Here is a 20,489-nt window from a genome sequence, read left to right as displayed (position 1 = left end):
GCGTCTTCTTCTGAAAGCGGACATTCCTGGATTAATGATCAAGGAGGTCGCACGATGTCGGTTCGCGAACCCATTCTCAAGCCCGTTGCGATTGCAGACCTGCGCCCGACCCAGATGACGGTCGGCTTTCGTGAGGTCAAGGAGAAGCGCAAGCGCTGGCATGACGAGAGCAAAAGCAAAGGAGCCGAGTTTCTAGGCAAGCATATGATCCCGGTCGTGCTTGGCCCGGAGGACCGCCACTACGTCATCGATCATCACCACCTGGCGCGGGCGCTGCTCGACGAAGGCGTCGAAAATGTATTGGTGACCGTGGTGAAAAACCTCAGGACGCTGGAGCCCGAGTCGTTCTGGTTCGTCCTGGACAATCTCAGTTTGATGCATCCTTACGACGACGAGGGCCGCCTGCGTCCTTACAAGGATTTGCCGAAGAGCGTTGCCAAGCTTGTTGACGATCCGTACCGCTCGTTGGCGGGCGAGCTGCGACGCGCCGGCGGATACGCCAAGGACACGGAGCCGTTCAGCGAATTCCTGTGGGCCGATTTTTTGCGTCGACGGGTCAAGCGCAAAACCGTTGAGACCCACTTCGAGTACGCCCTCGAGCAAGCTCTGGAATTAGCGAAAAACGATGAGGCGAACTACTTGCCCGGCTGGTGTGGTCCCGTCTTGGACGACGATTGAAGACATGCCCATCAGCGCGAGAAACGCGCAAGCGCGCCGAGGACCAGACGAGCCGTGCTGGCCCGCTGAGAGGCTAACGGACGGCGGCATCGATGAGAGGGAAGAACAGTTCATGGCGCATGCAGAGGCCGAAATAATACTGAGCCATGCGGATCACGAGCTCGTCGCGGCGCTGAACAACTTCCGCGATCCGAGCCAAGAGTGGCGCCGCCTCTTCTCGGAGTTGCTCGGAACGTTCTTCCTCGTCCTTGTGGCCGCCGGTGGCGGCATGATGGGACAGGCCTTTCCCGGTACGATCAGCCGTGCCGCTGCGGTTGTCGCACCCGGTCTGATGGTGATGGCGATCATCCTCTTCATGGGCAAGGTGTCTGGCGCTCATCTCAATCCTGCGGTCAGTATCGCGTTTTCGTTGCGTGGCGATTTCCCATGGGGGCGCGTGCCGGGATACATCGTCGTGCAGTTGATCGGTGCAACGCTCGCGGCACTGTTCCTGCACGCGGTGATCGACGTGTCGGCCAGCTACGGGTCGAACTATCCTGCGCCGGGATACTCCGCGTCCGCTGCGTTCCTCATGGAGGCCGTGCTGACGCTCGGTCTCGTCAGTGTCATTCTCGGCACCGCGTCCGGCGCCCAGAACATCGGGATGCTCGGCGCGATCGGCGTCGGCGGGTACATTGCGCTCGCCGGACTGTGGGGGAGCCCTATCTCGGGAGCATCGATGAACCCCGCGCGCACGTTCGGTCCGAACCTGGTTGCAACCGACTTCACGAGCTACTGGGTGTATGTCGCAGGCCCACTCGTGGGTGCGGTTCTCGCAGTGGGTGGAGCATGGGTGCTCCGCGGTGCCGGCGGCGGCCGCGCAGGCTCAGGTGCGGCACAGGGCGATCTCTACACCGAGATCGAGCACCCCGATAAGGCTTGAAGCGTCGGAAAAACAGGTTGTCCTGCCGTAAGGACTAAGTAAGCGCATGCCCGATCTTTCGTCATTCCTTGCCAGAATTCCGGATGATTTAAAACCTTTGGCCGCGCTCGGCGTCGGCGCAGTCATGCTGGTTTTTCTCGTGATGTTCCATGGTGCCGGTCTCCACCTTATTCTCGTGTTGCGTAGGCGGCGTGAACGACGGCTTCGTCTGGACCGGCCCCACCTCGTCGCGGCATTTCTCTTGTTCGGTTGGTCCATCTTCCTTCTGCTCACACTGCATATCGTTGAGTTTATGATGTGGGCATACACCCTCACATATCTGGGCTTGATTGCGCGCGGCTACGACGCGATCTACTTTTGTGCGAACGCCTACACCACGCTCGGTTACGGAAGTGTCGACCTCGAACCGCATTGGCGGCTTATCAGTCCTATCATCGGAATTTCGGGATTGTTCACCTTCGCCTGGACCACCAGCGCACTCATCGATTTGGTGTCATCGCAGAGGCGACTCATCGATCGACTAGAGGACAAACGCGAACGGAGCTAAATCTGCGCTCCGCCCGCAGAACCGCTACGGCGGGCAGCCACGCGCTGGCCTACAGCGCGCGCTGCACGTTCAATGAATGTGCGAGGATGGCGCCAAATATGTTCAGAACACGCCGGGCAGCAACATGGCGACCTTTTGCTTGTAGTGGCGATATTCCTCACCGAACAACGCGACCAGATCGCGCTCTTCGAGCCAGATACCGACAAAGATGTAAGTCGTCGTCACTGCCGCGAATAACAGATGGCCCAGCGTCATCGTCGGCGCCGACCAGAATGCGATGATAAAGCCGAGATAGATAGGATGCCGGATCACCCGATAGAGGCCGGGCATCTTGAACTTGATCGGCTCGGCGAGCCGACCCGTGAAATGACTGACCACCTGAGTCAAGCCGAACAGCTCGAAATGGTTGATCAGGAAAGTGCTGTAAAGCACGATCAGCCAGCCGAGAAAGCCTCCGGCAATCGCGACAGAGACAAGCGTAGGCGTCTCGATTTGCCAAACGACCGTCGTGATTGGCTGCCACTGCCAGAACAGCAGCAGAAGCGTCAAGCTCGCCAGCAACACATAGGTGCTGCGTTCGAGCGCAGGCGAGGCGAATCTCGCAAACAGCTTCTTGAAGCCTTGTCGCGCCATGCCGCTGTGCTGGACGGCGAAGAGCGACATCAGCGCAAGGTTGACAATCAAGGCATGCAGAGGCGAGTTCGCCGTGCCACTATCGATTGTCTTCGGGACCAGGAACTGCGACACGAAGCCGATCGCGTATAGGAACGCGACGAGAAAGATGAGATAGGCGAGCGTCCCATAGCCGAGTATGAAGCTCCGCGCGACGAGCGAGCCGAGGGCGGAGGCCGGCCGATGTGCTGGCCCATTTTCCAGGGATGTGGACATATTTAATTCTCATGATTTGAGGTACGAAATCGCCGTTGCCAAAGTCGACCCCGCTGGCGCGGTGAGTCGCCGCTGACCTACTGCCAACGGACTCTGTGCGGCTGGGCCTTAGGTGTCGCGAGGCGATCGCGCCCAATCGTCCGTACGAGCGCGCACCACGCCAATGTGAGGCGTTCGCCCACATGACGACACACCAGCCGCACGAAGCGACTGGTGTGTCGGGACTCATTCATCGGAGCGGATTCGTCCGCCATGATCACCCACGCACGTTGCGGCGCCCGCAGCGTGGTGTTGAGCCGCGCCTTGGTGTGGCGGCCCCGCTCCGTCTCGTTCTCAGAGAGAAGCCGCCGCCTTTGCGATGAAGTCCGCGACAACATCGGGCTGAGAGAGCATCGGCACATGCGAGCTTTCAAGCACGAGCGTCTGGGCGCCCATCCGCTTTGCGGAATCGCGCTCGACGGCGGGAGGGATGGTCTCGTCGTGAGCCGCGACGATGTACCATGTCGGCTTGGAGCGCCACGCCGCCTCGGTGATCTTGGCGCCGAAGCATTTCACGGCCAGCGGTCCCTGCGTGGCGAACACGAGATCCGCCTCATCCTGAGGAACGTCTTGTATGAAGTGTTTGCGAACACCGTTCTGAGTCAGCGCAACGTACCCATCGCCATAAGGCCTGATTTCGGCCGCGCCCGGCGCCGGAGGATAAGGCTTCCACCAATCGTCGAACGACTGCCCGCTGTCTGGCGCACCGGCCGCAATATAGACAAGACCCTTCACCTGCGGATGGTTGCCGGCCTCGGTGATGACGGCCCGGCCCCAGGAGTGGCCGACCAGAAGAACCGGACCTTCCTGCATGCCGATCACGCGATGGGCGGCCGTCACATCGTCAGCCAGCGAACTCAGGGGATTTTGAACTGCGACGGCCTTCAGCCCTCGCTTCGTCAGCAGAGGGATGACCTTTGCCCAGCAAGAGCCATCCGCAAAAGCTCCATGTACGAGAACGACCTTATCGATTGCCATGACGCTGCTCCCTTCGTTGATCTTGGCCAGGATGTCCCGGCTCGTCGCAGTGAAGCGACCGTGCGCAACGGTATTATCGAACAGGAGCGATCGCTCGTGCGGTTAAATGAGGTAAAAAAAGACAAGCCTTCGCGTCACCACGCCTTAGCAGCACGCGACGTCAACCCATCGCAGCAATGTTGATTTGAGCGGGCCTGCATGCAGCCCTGCAGAGTGGCTGCATCTTTGCGGAGGCGATGTTGTGTGCCAGTCTTCCGATTGCAAGACGACGACGCCGAATGGCGCGAGATATCGGGGAAGGAAACTGGATGCTCACGCTCGGTTTTTCTCGAGTGCTCGGAGGCATGGTGGCGCTGCTGATCTTCGCCGGCACCCAAGTCTTCGCCGGCAGTCAAGCGCAAGCGCAAACCTATCCCGATCACAACATCACGCTCGTCGTGCCATTTCCGCCAGGCGGAACAACCGACATCGTCGGGCGCATCCTGGTCGAGCAACTCAGCGCGGACTTCGGCAAACAGATCATCATTGAAAATCGCGGCGGCGCCAGTACGTCGCTCGGCGCACAGGCGGTCGCCGCCGCAGACAAGGACGGCTATACGTTGCTGCTCGCCAGCGCGACGACGTTTACGACGAACCCTCACCTGCTTCCATCTATCAAATACAAGCTTGAGGATTTCGCGCCGGTCGCGATGGTCGTGAAGGTGCCGTTCGCCTTCGTCGTCAGAAAGGACTTTCCCGCCGCCGACATCGCGGCATTTCGGGCCTATGCGTTGGCCAATCCGGGCAAGGTCAATAACGCCACGAACGGACCGGGCAGCACGGTGCATCTGATGGGCGAAATCGTGGCGCGCGGGCTCGGGGTCAAGCTCCAGCATGTGCATTATCGCGGCGCTGCGCCTGCGATGAACGATATGCTCGGGGGAATCGTCGACAGCAATGTGGAGGCGCTGACGAATACAGTGCCAAACCACAAGGCAGGCCTCTATCGTGCGCTGGCCGTGTTGTCGGAACAGCGCCTGCCGCAGTTGCCGGACGTGCCGACATTCAAGGAGCTGGGCTATCCCAGCATTGTCGGTGAAACGTGGTTCGCGGTGTTCGCGCCGGCCGGCACGCCTCAGCCCGTGCTGGACAAGCTCTCTGGTTCAATCACGCGCATCGTGAACACGCCCGATTTCGGCAAACGCATGGAAGCGATCGGCAACGTGCCATGGGCGATGACACCGGCCGAACTCGGCGCCCATGTGGTGAGTGAACGGGAACGCCTGGGCAAGCTCATTCGCGATGCGAACATCACCGTGGAATGAATGGCTGAGGCGCATCGTCGCCCCCTTGCCCATAGGACGGGCGGTCACTAGCCTGCACTCAAATAATCAAGGGTGAAATTGATGAACGCTGCTGTCAGTGCACCGGCCGTGAAGGTCGTTCGATCGGTCCAGGAACAGGTCAGCCCGGAGGAATGGCAGTCGCGCGTCAATCTGGCGGCCTGTTATCGTCTCACCGCGATGTACGGCATGACCGAGATGATCGCCAACCATATCTCATGCCGCGTGCCGGGCACGGACAACGAATTTCTCATCAATCCCTATGGTTTGCTCTATGAGGAGATCGACGCGTCGAGCCTCGTCAAGATCGATGTCGACGGCAACGTCCTGTTCAACGCATCCGACTACGGCGTGAACGCCGCCGGTTTCGTCATTCACAGTGCGATCCACATGGCGCGCCATGATGTCGATTGCGTTGCGCATACCCACACCGTGGCCGGGATGGCGGTCTCGGCAATGGAATGCGGATTGCTGCCGGTCGCGCAGACCTGCATGCGTTTCCTCCACGTCGCCTACCACGACTTCGAGGGCATCGCGGACAATCCCGAAGAGCGCCAGCGACTCGTCGCTCATCTCGGCGATCATGAAGCCATGGTGCTGCGCAATCACGGACTGCTCGTGGTCGGCAAGACGATTGCCGCGGCCTTCAACGTTCTGTTTCGGATGGAGCGCGCTTGCCAGGTGCAGGTCGCGGCCCTGTCCTGCAACACTAAACTGATCACGCCTCCGCAAGAGGTCTTGCAGCAGACTTACGATCGCATGAAGCCGCGCGACAACGTGCCGGGCCTCAGTGGTGAACTGGCGTGGCCCGCCCTTCTCCGCAAGCTCGACCGCGCTGATCCGTCCTATCGGAATTGATGGACGCGACAGCGAAGCTGTTCTTCATCACATAAGAACACACCCGCCGCGCGACGCGGCTGGTGTTGGGATTCTCATTCAGCGCAGAGTTACTCCTCCATCAACAATCCGTGACTGCTCATTTCGGCTTGCGGAGCGCATGAATCACGCCCTTTCGTTGCATCAAAAACACACCCTGAACGAGAAACAGGAACCCGGCCCACGACGGCCATAGTCAACGGTTGTGAGGTATGGGAATGCTCCCCCTCAACCGGGAATAGGAATTGCTCAAGCCATTGCAACGGCAGCGTTCCGGCCACGGCAGGGGACGGCAGTTGTTTAGGGTTTTATCGGCGCTTCGGGAGCGGATTTTTTCCGCTCGCGTGGCTTTTATATTCGCCACGGTCTTGCTTGGTCTTGTCGGCGGGACAGGCGCGGGTTTCGCGCAGGACTTCGTGGTTTCATCGGTCAAAAATCCCAGCGTGGTTGGCGATTCGGTGGAGTTAATCGCAACGGACGCGGGCGGCGCCGTCCAGATAGGCGACCAGTTACAGTTCCTTGATAATGGAACCACCATCCTGGGCTCAGCTTTTGTCGCTCTCGGCCAGACGGCCATTACCGTCACAAACTTCACCGCGGGCACTCATCACATCACAGCGTTTTATCCTAACAACCCGGGATTGACCTCGAACACGGTGACACAAGTCGTTCTGTCTGCGACCACCACTAGCCTTGTGTCCTCGCCCAATCCCAGCGCGCCGAACCAACCGGTGACGTTGACCGCGACGCTGACCGGTGTCGCGCCGTTAGGAACGGTGGAGTTCTTTGATGGAGGCACCTCCCTCGGCACAGGTACTGTCAGCGGCGGCCAAGCGAGCCTTGTCGTCCCATCGTTCGCCCCAGGCAGCCACTCGATCACCGCGGTCTATAGCGGCGACACCAACAACGGATCGTCAACCTCGGCGGCAGTGACACAGAACGTCAGTGTCGCGACGACGACCACCACCGTTGGGTCTTCGCTTAATCCCAGCACGTTCGGACAATCGGTGACCTTCACCGTAACGGTGACCGGCTCCTCCCCCACCGGCACGGTGCAATTCAAGGATGGCGCAGGCAATCTCAGTGCAGTTACGCTTACCGCCATCAACGCTACCGTGAGCAGCGCGACTTTCACGACGTCAGCGCTGACAACAACCAGCCACAACATCACCGCGGTCTATAGTGGCGACACCAACAACGCGACGTCGACCTCGACGCCGGCACTCACACAGACCGTCAATAAGGCGACGACGACCACCACCGTTGGGTCCTCGCCCAATCCGAGCACGCTCGGTCAATCGGTGACCTTTACCGCAACGGTGACCGGCGCTTCGCCGACCGGGACAGTGCAATTTAAGGACGGCGCCTCAAACCTCGGTGCAGCGGTGAACCTTGCCGCCGGCGTCGCAACCTTGACCACTTCAGCGCTGACATCAGGCGGCCACAGCATCACCGCGGTCTATAGCGGCGACACCAACAACGCGACGTCAACCTCGACGCCGGCACTGACACAGACCGTCAATGCGGCGGGAAGCAGCACCGGCCTGACGTCGTCGCACAATCCCAGCACATTTGGCCAATCGGTGACCTTTACCGCAACGGTGACCGGCATTTCGCCGACCGGAACGGTGCAATTCAAGGATGGCGCGTCCAATCTCGGCGCAGCGGTGACGCTTGCCGGCGGCGTTGCAACGTTCACGACCTCAGCGCTGACAACAACCAGCCACAGCATCACTGCGGTCTATAGCGGCGACGGCAACAACGTGACGTCGACCTCGGCGCCGCTGACGCAGACCGTCAATGCGGCGGGGACCACCACCGCCGTTGTGTCGTCAGTCAATCCCAGCGCGCCGGGACAATCGGTGACCTTCACCGCAACGGTGACCGGCGCATCGCCGACAGGCACGGTGCAATTCAAGGATGGCGCGTCCAATCTGGGCGCAGCGGTCACGCTTGCCGGCGGGACCGCGACTTTCACCACCTCGGCGTTGACGTCAGGCGGCCACAGCATCACTGCGGTCTATGGCGGCGACGGCAACAACGCGACATCGACATCGACAGCGCTGACGCAGACCGTCAACCTGTTGGCGACCACCACGGCCCTCTCCTCCTCGGCCAATCCGAGCAAGATCGGTGAAGCCGTGACCTTTACCGCGACGGTGACCAGCGGCGGCGGCACGCCCACGGGCACGGTGACATTCAAGGACGGTGGTGTCGCGATCGGCAGTGTGGCATTGGCCGGAGGCGGTGTGGCGACGTTCACGATCTCGTCGCTGACGACCGGCTCGCATTCCATCACTGCAGTCTATGGCGGCAGTGCATCGTTCAACACCAGCACCTCCGCGGCACTGAACCAGACGGTCGGTGCGCCTGGAGACAGTCTGAAGCTGCGCGCGATGCAGGCGCTGGCGGCGCCGGTGGTGGCGCAGAATTCCGGTGCTGCGATTTCCGGTGCGGTCGATGCTGCCATCTCCGAAGGTTTTAGTGGTGGCGGCGGCGCACTGGTGACGCCGAGTGGCGGCGGCGTGCGCTTCAACTTCGCTGCTGATTCCGACGGCCAGCCGGCGGACGGCAGTGCTCCACATTCCAGCGACCCATTCTCGAGCGCCAACGGATCGTTCGCATCGACCGGGCGTGGCTTTGCCGCGCAATCATCAACGAGCAACACCAACACTTCGAATTCGCGCGTCGACGATGCCTTTGGCGCGCTGGCGTATGCCGCGCCCACCAAGGCGCCGCCGCGTTACGTCCAGCAACGCGACTGGCTGGGTTGGGCGGACGTGCGCTTCTCCGTGCTCGACCATTGGGGCACCGGTAGCGGCGCGGGCGGCACTGTCGCTGGTGCGTCCGTGCTCTACGGCAGTCAGGTCAACATGATCGCCGGATTGACGCGACGGGTGACGCCGGACTTCCTCGTCGGCGTGCTCGGCGGCTATGAAACATTCGACTACCGGTCCGACGCCTTGCAGGGTCATCTGACGGGCAACGGCTGGACCGTAGGCTCCTATCTCGGCTGGAAGTTGACCGAGACCGTTCGCTTCGATGCGGCGGTGGCCTATTCCGGCATCGGCTATGACGGCAGCGCCAACACCGCATCCGGCAACTTCAACGGCAAACGCCTGATGGTGTCCGGCGGCTTGACCGGCGCCTATCAGGGCTTCGGCCTGCAGATCGAGCCTTCCGCACGCGTCTATGCGCTATGGGAGCGCGAGAACGCCTATACGGACTCGCTCGGCACGTTGCAGACTGAACGCAACTTCTCGACCGGGCGCGCGAGCGGTGGTGTTAAGGTCGCCTATCCCGTCGCATGGTCATCGACGATCGCGATCGCGCCTTATCTCGGATTGTACGGCGATTATTACTTCAATTCCGACAATGCACTCGCGGCGGCAGCGGTGTCCGGACTTCCGGGCGCGGTCGTGCTCGACGGCTTCTCCGCACGTGCCATCGGCGGGGTAACCGCCAAATTCGCCGGTGGCGGACAGCTCGCCCTCGGCACCGAGTTCAGCGGCATCGGCGGCAACGCCAGTATCTGGATCTACCGCGCCCGCGCCTCGGTACCGTTCTGATACTTGCACTTAAGCTGAAAACGGAAACAGCCGCGCGATGCGCGGCTGTTTCGTTAAGATCTGTCACATGACATGGCGAAGGCACTTGCCTGGAGAGATGATGCTCGGCCCCCGAGCGGTTTCGATGAAGAGTCTGTCGCCATCACTTCGATAGTGACAGTCTCGGTCTGCTTGCGCCCCAGACTGAATGAGCTGAGACTGTCGACTGGTTGAACCTCGCTCGACGAAGCAACCACCAATGATTTCCGGGTGCAGCCGCATACAGGTCCCGAACGGGTCGATCCAGCTCAAGCGAGGTGTGCCACAATGCTTCTGATGTCCGACCTATTTAAACACTCAGTCCTCGCAGTGATGCTGCTGGCGATATTGCTCGCATACTTCAAGGGACGACACGCGGTCTCTGCAAACGGTCGCTCGCTCGCCTGGACACAAATTCCTCTGATTGCGTTCTTGACCGTTTCTATCGGCCCAAGCGTCATCGCCACACTTCTTTATCTTGGCTACAAATCCGGCCTGTTGCAGGCCGGACCATCCGGATATCAATTTTCAACATTCATTTTTCAGCTGCCCCTTGATTTCGCGATCATGAACTGGGGATTTGTTGTTTTGTACGTGATTTGCCGGCTGTCACCGAACTCTGCATCGGCCCGGACTGCGATGTGGCTTTCCGCAACCGCGATGTCTCTTCTCAACGTGCCGCTGTTTTTCCTGGCCCCCGAAATGGTTTCCAACGTCCGCGATGCGGGGCAAGGCATCGGCATTGTTCAGGCCGTGATCGGCATGCCGCTCTGGTTCGGTCCATACCCTCTTGATCCCGACTCGGGCATTGCTCTTCTTGTCTTTGCGCCGCTCGCACCGATACCGTTCCTGGGTTTGATCGGCTGGATCGCTGGACGGTTCATCGGCGGCTTTCCAAAAAGGGAAACTGCGCGGTCGTAATGCACCGGAGGGACTTGTCGCCGCCGCGCCTTGCCCGGTCTCTTGCCCGGTTTCTTGGCGCTTCTTTGGGCGGATGCCGCAGGTGTGTCGCAATGGTCGATAGTAGGGTTGATTGCCACAGTCGGGTGTTGTCAACTCAACACACGTTGACCGCGCGCCAAGTCGCGGCAGCCGGAGGGAACGAAAAGGAAATTAAATATGGTGTCACGTCGTGCCGCGATCGGTCTGATCGCGTTTGGTTTTTCTGCATTTGCTGCATCTGCTCTCACATCTGTCACGCCGGCGCTGGCACAAGCGCAAAACTATCCAAACAGGCCCGTCCGCTTTGTCGTCGGTTACCCGCCGGGCGGCGCCACCGACATTCTGGCACGCCTGATCGGGCAACGCCTGTCGGAGAAGATGGGCCAGCAATTCGTCATCGAGAACAAGCCGGGCGCCGGAAACAATATCGGCACCGAGACCGTGGCGAATGCGGAGCCCGACGGCTACACGGTGCTGCTGGTCAATCCGGCGAATTACATCAATGCGACGCTGTATGCGAAGCTGAACTTCAACTTCTTGCGTGATATCGCGCCGGTCGCCGCCTTCCACCGCACCGCCAATGTGATGACCGTCAACAAGCAGGTCACCGCGAAGAACGTCGCCGAATTTATCGCCGATGTGAAAGCCAATCCCGACAAGATCAACATGGCGTCGTCGGGCAATGGCACGTCAGTGCATCTGTCCGGCGAGATGTTCATGATGATGACGGGCGCCAAGATGCAGCACGTGCCTTATCGCGGCGCTGCGCTTGCGATCACCGACATGACGGGCAACCAGGTCCAGGTGATCTTCGACAATATGCCGTCGATCATCCAGCACATCCGCTCGGGCAATCTGCGCGCATTGGCCGTGACCACCGCCCAGCGCTCGCCATTGCTGCCGGATGTCCCGACCATCGCCGAGACGGTGCCCGGCTATGAGGCCAGCGCACTGTTCGGCATGGGCGCGCCGAAGAAGACGCCGCCGGAGATCATCGCCAAGCTCAATACGGCTGTGAACGAAGTGCTGGCCGAACCGGCGATCAAGGCGAGGCTGATCGATCTCGGCGGTGAACCGCTGATTGGGCCGCCGGAAGCCTTCGGCAAGATGATCGAGGACGAGACCGCGAAGTGGGAGAAAGTGGTCAAGGCCGCAAACCTGAAAGTGGATTGAACCACTGCCGCATCAGCGACGATGAGACGCTAAACGACAGAGCCCGCGGGTCGCCTCGCGGGCTCTGTCATGTCGAGATGACGCAACAATTGCCGCAGCGCAGCAGTTAACGGCTTCGGCATCATCGCACGATCTCAACATGAACCTCCCACACATGCAGGAAGCAGCCGAGCGATTACCTCGATTGGGCAGTCATGAGAGTCTTGATTTCAGGAGTTCTGCGTTGCCTATTGGCTGCACGCCACCCAAAATGGCGGTTCTCTTCAAGAGCGTTCGGCGCACTCTAAATCGCGATGAGATAAGGCAGACGTAGCCAGATCAGGAGGACCCATGTTGCATTGGGTAGAATCCCAATCGATCCTCGTCATCACGCTTCTTGTTTTCGCCTTCTGTTACGTGTTGACGATGGCGATTTTCGGCGCAGCCACAATCCTGTCCAAGCGCGCAGTGGCGAAGGACTTGAAGGCGACGTCGCCTGTGACGTTGACGCCTCTCGCGGTGATCCTGGCCCTCCTCCTCGCCTTCCTGTCCTCGCGCGTATGGACAAATGTCGATCGCGCCGGAGGATATGTCGGTCAGGAAGCCAGTGCGCTGCGGCAAGCCGTACTCCTCGCGGAGGCTTTGCCGACGGATGTTCGCACCAAGCTGCGCGAGAGCATCAAGCGCCACCTCCATTTCATCGAAACGCAGGATTGGCCCGCGATGGGCAAAGGCGAAGCCAACCTGCAGCTTATCCCGGCTGGATTAACTGACGCGATGGCGGCGATCCTGTCCTTCACACCCGCGCAGCCCGCTCAGCAGTTGGCCCAGGAGCGCGCTTTGGCAGCGATCGAACAGGCGCTTGAAACGCGGCGCGACAGAATCCGGCTCAGCCAGCTTCAGATCGCGCCAATCCAGTGGGCCGTCATCATTCTCCTGACGATGCTGATCCTCATAACGATCGCAATGATCCATATCGATAATCGAACGGCGATGGCGGCGACCATGTTGATCTTTTCAACGGCCGTCGCGCTGTGCCTCGTCCTTCTCATGGCCTTCGACCGGCCTTTTGCCTTCGGCGGCGTGACCATGGCACCGACAACGTTTCGCGAGGTTGCTGTGGAGTGACTTCCTTCGGGAACGGAGGCCGCATCTCCTATTCACCGCTCGCAACCAATTCGTAAATGGCTTGCTCGAAATCTGAAAACGCCGCCAGACAGTGCTCATCCCCGAAGGGAAGGACTTGCATCATCATGACGCCGGTCACATCCCGAACAGGATCGATCCAATAATAGGTGTTAGCTAGACCCGCCCAGGAGAGGCTGCCGGCGCTGCGTCCCTCCGGACTTGGCGCCGTGTTGATCATGAAGCTGAGCCCCCATTTCTTGTCCGTACCGGGATAAAATTCGATATCGTTGGTCAGAGCAGGAAGTGAAGACTTCATCGGCAGCATGTTGAGTTCGCCGATATGATTTTGCCGCATGAGTGCAACTGTTTGCGGCTGTAAAATTGTTCCTGCAGGGCCTCGGCCTTCGTTCAGGATCATCTGGGCGAACTTGATGTAGTCCGGTGCAGTGCCATACAAACCAGACCCCCCCACATGAAATTCAGGATTCTGTTCTACTTCGTGAGGTATGACTGCAAGTGATCCGTCACTATTTCGCGTATGCATGCCTACGCGGCGCTCGCGCAATTCCGGGGTGAGCTTGAATCCGGTGTCGCGCATCCCAAGCGGCCCAAGGATATGATCGCGCAGATAGGCGTCCAGTCTGAGCCCGCTGACAGCTTCAACGGCCTTACCGGCGAAATCGATATTGGTGCCATACTCCCAACGCGTCCCGGGATCTGTTGCGATGGGTGTTTTCAACGCATCGTTTTTGCCGCTCGAAATGCGCGGCAGGCCGCTAACCTGAAGGTATCGCACCATGTCCTCGTTCCACATATCGTAGCAAAAGCCTGCGGTATGCGTCAGGAGATGGCGTAACGTTATCGGACGGCGAGCCGGCCTTAGCTTTGGCGCGCCATCGACAGAAAATCCTTCGAGCACCTGCGGTTCGCTCAAATCCGGCAGCACGCCTGCGATGGGGGCATCGAGTGATAGTTTGCCTTGCTCCACCATCTGCATCGCCGCGGCGGCGGTGATGGCTTTGGTCATTGAGGCAATCCAGAACACGCTGTCGAGCGTCATCTCGCGATCGCTTGATACCGCGCGCTTGCCGGCTGTGTGCTCATAGAAGACCTCTCCTCCACTCGCAGCCATGGCGACCGCACCCGGGATATTTCTATTCTCGATTGCTTGATCCAAAAGGTGGTTTATGTCGGCCGGAAGTCTCGTCATCTGGTTGCTGCCCCAATAATTCAATCAAGATCCCAGTTATTTACTGCCGTTGTCGCCCTTCGCATTAATCGGCCGCAGAAACGATCTGCGCACCAAATCAAAGCACGACCAAACCCCGTGTGATGGAGATTCAATATCAATCCCGTCGCGAGTTAACTAGTTAACGGTGGGAGGGAATTTTAGGCAGGCCGATCGCGTTGAATATGCTGGAGAACTGATCTTCAGAACTCACGAGTGGCGAGGAAAGGAGCAGCCTTGCGGGACATTTGGGCATCGCAGTCAACTAGTCGACGGTTACGCTTTCTCATCGAACGCTTGGTGAGGAATTTCAATGGCGAAATCCTGGTGCCTGACGTCAGTCGATGCAGGGTCGCTGTTTCTCTGCGTGACACGTGTTCCTGAAGGCTCGTCGATATCAAGCGCGCCCTGGCGCTGCGCGAGGATCGCCTATCCGATCCTCAGGAGCAGAACGTGATAGTTCCTCCTGCCAACACCGATACGGGGACAGTGGGCGTTGTGTATCGCGAGATAAAGCAGCGCATTACGGAGCGGGTCTACAAGCCCGGCGATAAACTTTCGGAAGTCAAGCTTGCTGCCGAATTTGGCATTGGACGCTCGCCAGTCCGAACTGCTCTCGCGCGTTTACAGCACGAAGGCTGGATCGAAGTCCTGCCGCAAAGCGGGACGTTCGTTCGTGGGCTCTCTGACGCAGAGATCGTCGAGATACTTGAGACCCGCATTATGCTGGAATCCTATCTCGCGGGTCGTGCGGCGCGAACCATGGACGACGCGGATATCGCCGAACTTAGGCTCGCCTTCACCAATTTCGGAAATCAGTTTGGAAGCGGACGGATCGACGAGTATCTGGAACTTGATCAGCTCTTTCACGTCGCAATTTACAAAGCAGCCGCGAGCAGCATCGTTGCCGACTTCCTATTCAACCTGATCGACAAGGTGCGCTGGATTCGACGTGGGAGCGCCAGAAATCTCAAACGTTTTCGCGAGGCCTATGCCGAGATCAGGCTCGTTCTTGACGCGATCGAGGCGCGAAATGAAGAGGCCGCATCTGCAGCGATGCGAACGCACATCGAGAATTTTCTCGAATTCCGGACAATCAAACCGCCACGCCGCATAACGGACCAGCCGGGGAAAGAGCGCTAGGTCCATGGTGCCGCACATTGGTGGAATTCTCTTCGACGCATTCGACTGGAGACGACGTATGATTATTTCTAAACCGAGTGTCCTCGTGACGGCATCTTTGCTGTTCTGCGCTTCTTCCTTTGTCACCCCATCTCACGTTCAGGCGAAGGATACCGTCAAGCTCGCTTTCATCGCCAATCTGAGCGGGGGCGCAGCCAGCATCGGATTGGGCGGACGCAATTCAGCTGATCTAGCCGTCAGGCAGCGCAACGCCGATCCGAATGCGAAGTATCACTACGAACTCAATTCCTATGACGACGAATGCAAGCCGAACGTCGGGGTCCAGGTCGCCACCCGGGTCGCAAGTGATAACTCCGTCTCCGCTTCGATTGCGCACTACTGCTCAGCGGTCGCGATGGCAACGGTCGGCGTGTTTCACCGATTCCAAATGCCCATGCTGGTTTATACTGCGGTTGCACCTGAGATCACAGACGCACAAAAATTTCCCGAGATTAACCGCGTGGGCCCAAGCGCGCTGGATCAGAATCGGATCGGTCCCGACTTCATGAAAAAGCTGGGCTACAAGACTTGGGCAATCATCTACGACACCACGGCATATGGCACTTCCAACGACAAATATTTCACTAAGTTTCTTGATGAGGCGGGAGGACGCACCCTCGCAAAGTTCGGAGTATCACCCGATCAACAGGACTTTACCGCAGAGCTGACCAAGATTGCCGAGCTAAAGCCGCAAGTTGTTTACGTTGAGACCTTGGCGCCGGTTGGTGCGCGAGTCCTGCTTCAAATGGACAAGCTCGGTATCAACGCTCAATTTGATTCCGTATCCGGAATATTCTCCGATGAGTTCATCAAGACCGCTGGACCGCTCGCGGAAGGCGCGCTGAGCCGCAGAAACGGCGAGCCCATTACGGAAATTCCTGGCGGCAAAGACTTTCTCGCGCAATATGCGGCTGCGAAGTACGATCAGTCCCCGGATGTTTGGGGCCACTATGCCTATGCTGAAATGACTCTGTTGCTCGATGTGATCGAAAAGGTTGGTCCAAAGCGAGAGGCAATCACCGCGGGTTTGCACGACCTTAAAGCTCATCCGACACTGCTTGGACCTGTGACGTTCAATGAGAACGGCCAAAACGTAAGTGGCGTAATGGCCGGCATTGTTGTCGTGCAAGACGGCAAGTGGATCGATTGGGAAAAGAGCGAGTACGCCACGGGCAAGCGTCATCTCAAGAGGCTAGGCGAATGAGCGCCATGGTTTCGATTTTATGGGCACATTGGAGTCCTGCGGATATCTGTGTTGCTCGATCTGGTTGTCAGTCCTGCATGTCGCCGGAGCAAAGTTGTGATCGACCCTAGTATATTCGCGCAGTATGTCGTCAACGGGCTCATGCTGGGCATGTTCTACGCTTTGCTCGCCCTGGGATTCACTCTCTTCTTTGGCGTGCTGGACGTGGTGAACTTCGCCCACGGTGACGTTTACATGTTTGGGGCGTTTTCCGCCCTCATCGGCTACGCTCTCGCCCGAATGCTGGGGATCGGAAATCCCTATTTAGAACTCGTCGTGATGATCGTCGTCTCAATCGCATCGTTGTCGGCAGTTGGGGCGGTCACGGCGACGGGCCTGATCCTGCCACTTCGGGGAGCCCCACCACTCAACGTCCTGCTCGCAACGATGATGTTCGGCACGGCACTTCGCGAGGCTGTTCGACTGTTCTATCCGCAAGGCGCAAATCCGCAGGCGTTTCCGGCGTTGTTGCCCACCGGGAAATTCATGATAGGCAGTTTTGCCCTGCGTACCGATAATTGCATTATGTTTGCAATTGGAAGCGCTGTGATCGTTGCCGTTAGCTTTTTGATTAACCGCACTCGGCTCGGACTTGCCATCCGCTCCGTCGCGCAGGACGAAGAAACAGCCCGCACGATGGGCATCAATCGCACTCTTATTGTGATTGTTACCTTTGCGCTCGGCTCTTCCTTGGCAGCCATCGCGGCCGTCATGATCGGGCTATACTATCATGAGGTCAGCTTCTCGATGGGGCTGTTGGCCGGCGCAATCGGATTCAGCGCCGCGATCATCGGCGGATTGGGAAATTTCTACGGCGCAATTCTCGGTGGCTTGATTATCGCGTTCCTGCAGACGTTTGGCGCGGTCGCAATGCCGTTCTCCAGTTCGTACAAAGATGTGTTCATGTTTTCCGTTGTGATTGCGCTGATCACCTGGCGGCCAACAGGACTGATCCCCGAGCGTACGAGTGACCGCGTATGACATCTTCAGCGCATGTAACGGGTCACGAGGACCTCGCGAATAACTTGCCGCTGGCGCAATCCGGCCGGTCCTCTCCCCTTCCGATATATCTGCTCTTTCTTGCGGTTTTTGCGTATTTCACGCTCGTGCTGATAGCCACTACACAGGCGGTCGTTCTCGCGTTGATTGTCGCTGGAGCCGGCGCGGTGTGGCTGAGCCGGCGTTTTCGTTGGTCATCAAGGATCGGGCGGTCGTTTGCCGATCACGAACCCCTCGCAGCCACTTTATCTGTTGTCGGCGTTCTGGCTTTATCAGCGTTATTTCACGACAATTCGTTCGTGTTGTTGCTGCTGTCAACAATATTACTGAATATGACCGCATGCTTTGGTCTCAACATCCAGTTTGGCTATGTCGGGATGTTGAATTTTGCCGGCGCCGCCATGTTTGGCATTGGGGCTTATACTGCTGCGCTCATTGGTCAGATCGATAGCGTGCCGGGCGTGGCCCTGCTGCCACTTGGCGGCGCGGCCGCGGCGCTCATCGGTTTGGTGTTGCTTCCGCCGATGCTTCGGACAAAAGGGCATTACAGCGCGGTCATAACGGTTGCATTTGCGCTGCTGTTCACATCCTTCCTCGACTCCTTCGCGGCTGTTGGAGGATCCCAGGGGCTGCCCGTTAGAACGATGACTCTATTTGGTTGGAGCTTCGGCGACAGCATTCAAGTCGGGCCGTTCAAATTCGCGTTCTATATGAACTTTCTTCTCCTGGCCCTCGTTCTGGCGGTGGGTGTCGGCCTCCTGGCGAGGCGCGTTGAACGCTCATGGATTGGGCTGCGCTTGGATGCGGTTCGGATCGATGAGACCGCATCCAGTTGTTTTGGAATCGACATCGCGGCGGCAAAAATATTCGCGTTCACAGCGGGCAACTTCATCCTCGGCATGATCGGGGCGGTCTATGCGCTCATGCTCGGATACATCGCGCCCAGCAACTTTACGTTTGGCGATTCATTAATTCTCATCACGGTCATCCTGTTGGGCGGAATCGGAAGTCTCTGGGGGATCGTCGTCACAACTGCCATTGTACAAATCCTCCCCGAAAGACTGCAGGCGATTCAAGAGTATCGGCTGCTGATCTATTCGATACTCGTGCTCGTCGTGCTTCGTTTTATGCCGCATGGTCTCCTTCCTCGGGCAGTGCGCGTGTACTTCGCGGGGCGGCGCCTGCGATGATCGAGCCTGGTGCACCGCCATTGTTAAGTTGCCATAACCTGACCAAGCGGTTCGGCGGTGTTGTCGCGCTGGATCGGCTGATGCTTGATATTCGTCGCGACGAAGTCCTTGGTATTCTTGGTCCCAACGGGTCCGGTAAAACCACCTTCTTCAACGTGATCACCGGCATCTTTCCAGCAACCAGTGGCTGGATTCGATATAACGGGGAGAATGCGACATCATGGACCCCTCAACAATTGCATCGAGCTGGAATCGCGCGAACGTTTCAGAGGTCGCGACTTTATTTAGAGCTGTCAGTTTTCGACAATCTCATGATTGGCAATCTCGCACATCTTTCGCATGGCTTGGGATTCAATCTCTTCAAGCGTCAGAATTTACGGGCGCAGGTGGAGCAACAAGAAGAAAAATGCAGAGCGTTGCTCCGGTTGTTCGATCCTGCGCTTGCCGAACGCATTCATGATCTCGCTGGAAACCAGCCAATGATCGATCGCCGGCGCATTGAGGTTTGCCGGGCCTTGATTAGCGAACCTCAGCTCCTCTTGCTGGACGAGCCATCTGCCGGAATGACCGAGCTCGAAACCGAGCGGTTGATGGATAACATCCTGGAAGCCAAGGGCACATTTGGAGGCTTAACGATTGCTCTCATTGAGCATGAGATGAACGTCATCGAGCGCATATCGGATCGCTGCGTCGTGCTGAATTTTGGCCGGAAACTATGCGAAGGGAGTTATGCGGAAGTCGTTGGGAACGCCGAAGTACAGGACGCCTATCTGGGCGATGCTGTTGAGAGTGCTGCGTCATGAGCGGTCAGTTGGTCATTGACGGACTCTATGCGGGGTACGATAGCGCCGATGTTCTGGAGAACGTTTCTCTATCTATTGAACCTGGCGGCATCACCTGCCTGTTGGGATCAAACGGAGCCGGCAAGACGACGTTGATACGATCTATCCTGTCGCTGACCTCGCCGCGCCGCGGGAAGATCGTATTTGAAGGGGAAGATATCACCGGCATAGAAACCCACCGGCTTATTGCACGCGGGATAGCTTGTATCCCGGAAGGCCGAAAGGTATTTCCAAAGCTCACGGTCGAAGAAAATCTGCGGATCGGCGCATACGTCGAGCAAAGCCAAAAGTTGATCGGCCGGCGACTTTCGGAAGTCTACGAGATATTCCCTCGTTTGCTTGAGCGAAGATCGCAGGCGGCGGGCACGTTGTCTGGCGGTGAACAGGCAATGGTGTCGATTGGGCGGGGCATGATGGGATCGCCACGCCTGCTTATGATTGACGAGCCTTCGCTTGGCCTCTCGCCGCGTTTCGTCAAAGAGTGCTTCAGTGTCATTCAGCGGATCTGCGATCGAAAGATCACCGTATTTCTGGTTGAGCAAAATCTGCGTCAGACCTTGGCAGTCGCAAATTACGGCTACGTCCTTTCAAAAGGTCGCGTCGTGCGATCGGGATCGCCGCGAGAGTTGGCCAATAGCTCAGAAGTGGCAGGTGCTTATTTTGGATCGTCTGCCGGTACGACGTGACCTGACGGACTATCTACTCGACGATTTCCTTAAAGAACCCGAAAATTTCGAGCGGCCGCC

The 20,489-nt window shown here is 58.5% G+C and carries 18 protein-coding genes; 15 read left to right on the top strand and 3 right to left on the bottom strand.

Going from position 1 to position 20,489, the window contains the following annotated elements:
• Nucleotides 1-54: 54 nt before the first annotated feature.
• The 3 genes from ACZ5C3_RS10575 (at nucleotide 55) to ACZ5C3_RS10565 (ending at nucleotide 2,147) form a co-directional block, all read left to right on the top strand.
• Nucleotides 55-678: a ParB-like protein gene (locus ACZ5C3_RS10575; RefSeq protein WP_464037480.1), complete on the top strand. Its 624-nt coding sequence runs from the start codon at nucleotides 55-57 to the stop codon at nucleotides 676-678.
• Nucleotides 679-790: 112 nt separating this feature from the next.
• Nucleotides 791-1,600 carry an MIP/aquaporin family protein gene (locus tag ACZ5C3_RS10570; protein ID WP_464037479.1) on the top strand — a complete coding sequence of 270 codons (810 nt, stop codon included), beginning with the start codon at nucleotides 791-793 and terminating at the stop codon, nucleotides 1,598-1,600.
• 46 nt (nucleotides 1,601-1,646) lie between these two features.
• Nucleotides 1,647-2,147: an ion channel gene (locus ACZ5C3_RS10565; RefSeq protein ID WP_464037478.1), complete on the top strand. Its 501-nt coding sequence runs from the start codon at nucleotides 1,647-1,649 to the stop codon at nucleotides 2,145-2,147.
• 102 nt (nucleotides 2,148-2,249) lie between these two features.
• On the opposite strand, the gene mddA is transcribed toward ACZ5C3_RS10565, so the two are convergent.
• A complete protein-coding gene (gene mddA, locus ACZ5C3_RS10560; protein ID WP_464037477.1) occupies nucleotides 2,250-3,035 on the bottom strand; it encodes a methanethiol S-methyltransferase in 786 nt (261 codons plus the stop codon).
• Nucleotides 3,036-3,368: 333 nt separating this feature from the next.
• A complete protein-coding gene (locus ACZ5C3_RS10555; protein ID WP_464037476.1) occupies nucleotides 3,369-4,052 on the bottom strand; it encodes an alpha/beta fold hydrolase in 684 nt (227 codons plus the stop codon).
• Nucleotides 4,053-4,360: 308 nt separating this feature from the next.
• Between ACZ5C3_RS10555 and ACZ5C3_RS10550 the strand changes: the two genes are divergently transcribed.
• From ACZ5C3_RS10550 to ACZ5C3_RS10525, 6 genes are all read left to right on the top strand, one after another.
• Nucleotides 4,361-5,356, top strand: coding sequence for a Bug family tripartite tricarboxylate transporter substrate binding protein (locus ACZ5C3_RS10550; RefSeq protein WP_464037475.1), 996 nt, complete (start codon nucleotides 4,361-4,363; stop codon nucleotides 5,354-5,356).
• Nucleotides 5,357-5,437: 81 nt separating this feature from the next.
• Entirely contained in the window at nucleotides 5,438-6,232 is a 795-nt protein-coding gene (locus ACZ5C3_RS10545; RefSeq protein ID WP_464037474.1) for a class II aldolase/adducin family protein, read from the top strand.
• Nucleotides 6,233-6,594: 362 nt separating this feature from the next.
• Nucleotides 6,595-9,819 (top strand): beta strand repeat-containing protein, encoded by a 3,225-nt coding sequence (locus tag ACZ5C3_RS10540; protein WP_464037473.1) that lies wholly within the window; start codon nucleotides 6,595-6,597, stop codon nucleotides 9,817-9,819.
• A gap of 315 nt (nucleotides 9,820-10,134) precedes the next feature.
• Nucleotides 10,135-10,758: a hypothetical protein gene (locus ACZ5C3_RS10535; protein WP_464037472.1), complete on the top strand. Its 624-nt coding sequence runs from the start codon at nucleotides 10,135-10,137 to the stop codon at nucleotides 10,756-10,758.
• A gap of 198 nt (nucleotides 10,759-10,956) precedes the next feature.
• Complete coding sequence (locus ACZ5C3_RS10530; protein WP_464037471.1) at nucleotides 10,957-11,952, top strand: Bug family tripartite tricarboxylate transporter substrate binding protein; 996 nt, start codon at nucleotides 10,957-10,959, stop codon at nucleotides 11,950-11,952.
• Between the two features lie 330 nt (nucleotides 11,953-12,282).
• Nucleotides 12,283-13,059, top strand: a complete 777-nt coding sequence (locus tag ACZ5C3_RS10525; protein WP_464037470.1) for a bestrophin-like domain — start codon at nucleotides 12,283-12,285, stop codon at nucleotides 13,057-13,059.
• Between the two features lie 28 nt (nucleotides 13,060-13,087).
• Here the strand turns inward: ACZ5C3_RS10525 and ACZ5C3_RS10520 are convergent, their stop codons facing one another.
• Nucleotides 13,088-14,269, bottom strand: coding sequence for a serine hydrolase domain-containing protein (locus tag ACZ5C3_RS10520; RefSeq protein WP_464044783.1), 1,182 nt, complete (start codon nucleotides 14,267-14,269; stop codon nucleotides 13,088-13,090).
• A 471-nt stretch (nucleotides 14,270-14,740) separates the two neighbouring features.
• On the opposite strand from ACZ5C3_RS10520, the gene ACZ5C3_RS10515 reads away from it, so the two are divergent.
• The 6 genes from ACZ5C3_RS10515 to ACZ5C3_RS10490 all read left to right on the top strand — a co-directional run bounded on the left by ACZ5C3_RS10515 (nucleotide 14,741) and on the right by ACZ5C3_RS10490 (nucleotide 20,429).
• Nucleotides 14,741-15,430, top strand: a complete 690-nt coding sequence (locus ACZ5C3_RS10515) for a GntR family transcriptional regulator (protein ID WP_464037469.1) — start codon at nucleotides 14,741-14,743, stop codon at nucleotides 15,428-15,430.
• Between the two features lie 58 nt (nucleotides 15,431-15,488).
• Nucleotides 15,489-16,673, top strand: coding sequence for a branched-chain amino acid ABC transporter substrate-binding protein (locus ACZ5C3_RS10510; RefSeq protein WP_464037468.1), 1,185 nt, complete (start codon nucleotides 15,489-15,491; stop codon nucleotides 16,671-16,673).
• Between the two features lie 96 nt (nucleotides 16,674-16,769).
• Nucleotides 16,770-17,693: a branched-chain amino acid ABC transporter permease gene (locus tag ACZ5C3_RS10505; protein WP_464037467.1), complete on the top strand. Its 924-nt coding sequence runs from the start codon at nucleotides 16,770-16,772 to the stop codon at nucleotides 17,691-17,693.
• A gap of 44 nt (nucleotides 17,694-17,737) precedes the next feature.
• Complete coding sequence (locus ACZ5C3_RS10500) at nucleotides 17,738-18,901, top strand: branched-chain amino acid ABC transporter permease (protein WP_464037465.1); 1,164 nt, start codon at nucleotides 17,738-17,740, stop codon at nucleotides 18,899-18,901.
• A complete protein-coding gene (locus tag ACZ5C3_RS10495) occupies nucleotides 18,898-19,704 on the top strand; it encodes an ABC transporter ATP-binding protein (RefSeq protein ID WP_464037464.1) in 807 nt (268 codons plus the stop codon). Before ACZ5C3_RS10500 ends, ACZ5C3_RS10495 begins: the two co-directional genes overlap by 4 nt.
• Nucleotides 19,701-20,429: an ABC transporter ATP-binding protein gene (locus tag ACZ5C3_RS10490; protein WP_464037462.1), complete on the top strand. Its 729-nt coding sequence runs from the start codon at nucleotides 19,701-19,703 to the stop codon at nucleotides 20,427-20,429. The genes ACZ5C3_RS10495 and ACZ5C3_RS10490 overlap by 4 nt, the downstream gene beginning before the upstream one ends.
• Nucleotides 20,430-20,489: the final 60 nt, after the last annotated feature.

Source organism: Afipia dichlorophenoxyacetatis, assembly GCF_055386385.1.
Note: the sequence above shows the minus strand (reverse complement) of the source record. Positions and strands in the feature narration are given on the sequence as shown.

What these genes read in the sequence shown, in the direction of transcription:
- ACZ5C3_RS10495 (WP_464037464.1), top strand. Translation starts at nt 18,898, where the DNA reads ATGATCGAGCCTGGTGCACCGCCATTGTTAAGTTGCCATAACCTGACC.
- ACZ5C3_RS10575 (WP_464037480.1), top strand. Translation starts at nt 55, where the DNA reads ATGTCGGTTCGCGAACCCATTCTCAAGCCCGTTGCGATTGCAGACCTG.
- ACZ5C3_RS10510 (WP_464037468.1), top strand. Translation starts at nt 15,489, where the DNA reads ATGATTATTTCTAAACCGAGTGTCCTCGTGACGGCATCTTTGCTGTTC.
- ACZ5C3_RS10535 (WP_464037472.1), top strand. Translation starts at nt 10,135, where the DNA reads ATGTCCGACCTATTTAAACACTCAGTCCTCGCAGTGATGCTGCTGGCG.
- ACZ5C3_RS10490 (WP_464037462.1), top strand. Translation starts at nt 19,701, where the DNA reads ATGAGCGGTCAGTTGGTCATTGACGGACTCTATGCGGGGTACGATAGC.
- ACZ5C3_RS10555 (WP_464037476.1), bottom strand. Translation starts at nt 4,052, where the DNA reads ATGGCAATCGATAAGGTCGTTCTCGTACATGGAGCTTTTGCGGATGGC.
- ACZ5C3_RS10530 (WP_464037471.1), top strand. Translation starts at nt 10,957, where the DNA reads ATGGTGTCACGTCGTGCCGCGATCGGTCTGATCGCGTTTGGTTTTTCT.
- ACZ5C3_RS10520 (WP_464044783.1), bottom strand. Translation starts at nt 14,269, where the DNA reads ATGACGAGACTTCCGGCCGACATAAACCACCTTTTGGATCAAGCAATC.
- ACZ5C3_RS10550 (WP_464037475.1), top strand. Translation starts at nt 4,361, where the DNA reads ATGCTCACGCTCGGTTTTTCTCGAGTGCTCGGAGGCATGGTGGCGCTG.
- mddA (WP_464037477.1), bottom strand. Translation starts at nt 3,035, where the DNA reads ATGTCCACATCCCTGGAAAATGGGCCAGCACATCGGCCGGCCTCCGCC.
- ACZ5C3_RS10565 (WP_464037478.1), top strand. Translation starts at nt 1,647, where the DNA reads ATGCCCGATCTTTCGTCATTCCTTGCCAGAATTCCGGATGATTTAAAA.
- ACZ5C3_RS10525 (WP_464037470.1), top strand. Translation starts at nt 12,283, where the DNA reads ATGTTGCATTGGGTAGAATCCCAATCGATCCTCGTCATCACGCTTCTT.
- ACZ5C3_RS10570 (WP_464037479.1), top strand. Translation starts at nt 791, where the DNA reads ATGGCGCATGCAGAGGCCGAAATAATACTGAGCCATGCGGATCACGAG.
- ACZ5C3_RS10545 (WP_464037474.1), top strand. Translation starts at nt 5,438, where the DNA reads ATGAACGCTGCTGTCAGTGCACCGGCCGTGAAGGTCGTTCGATCGGTC.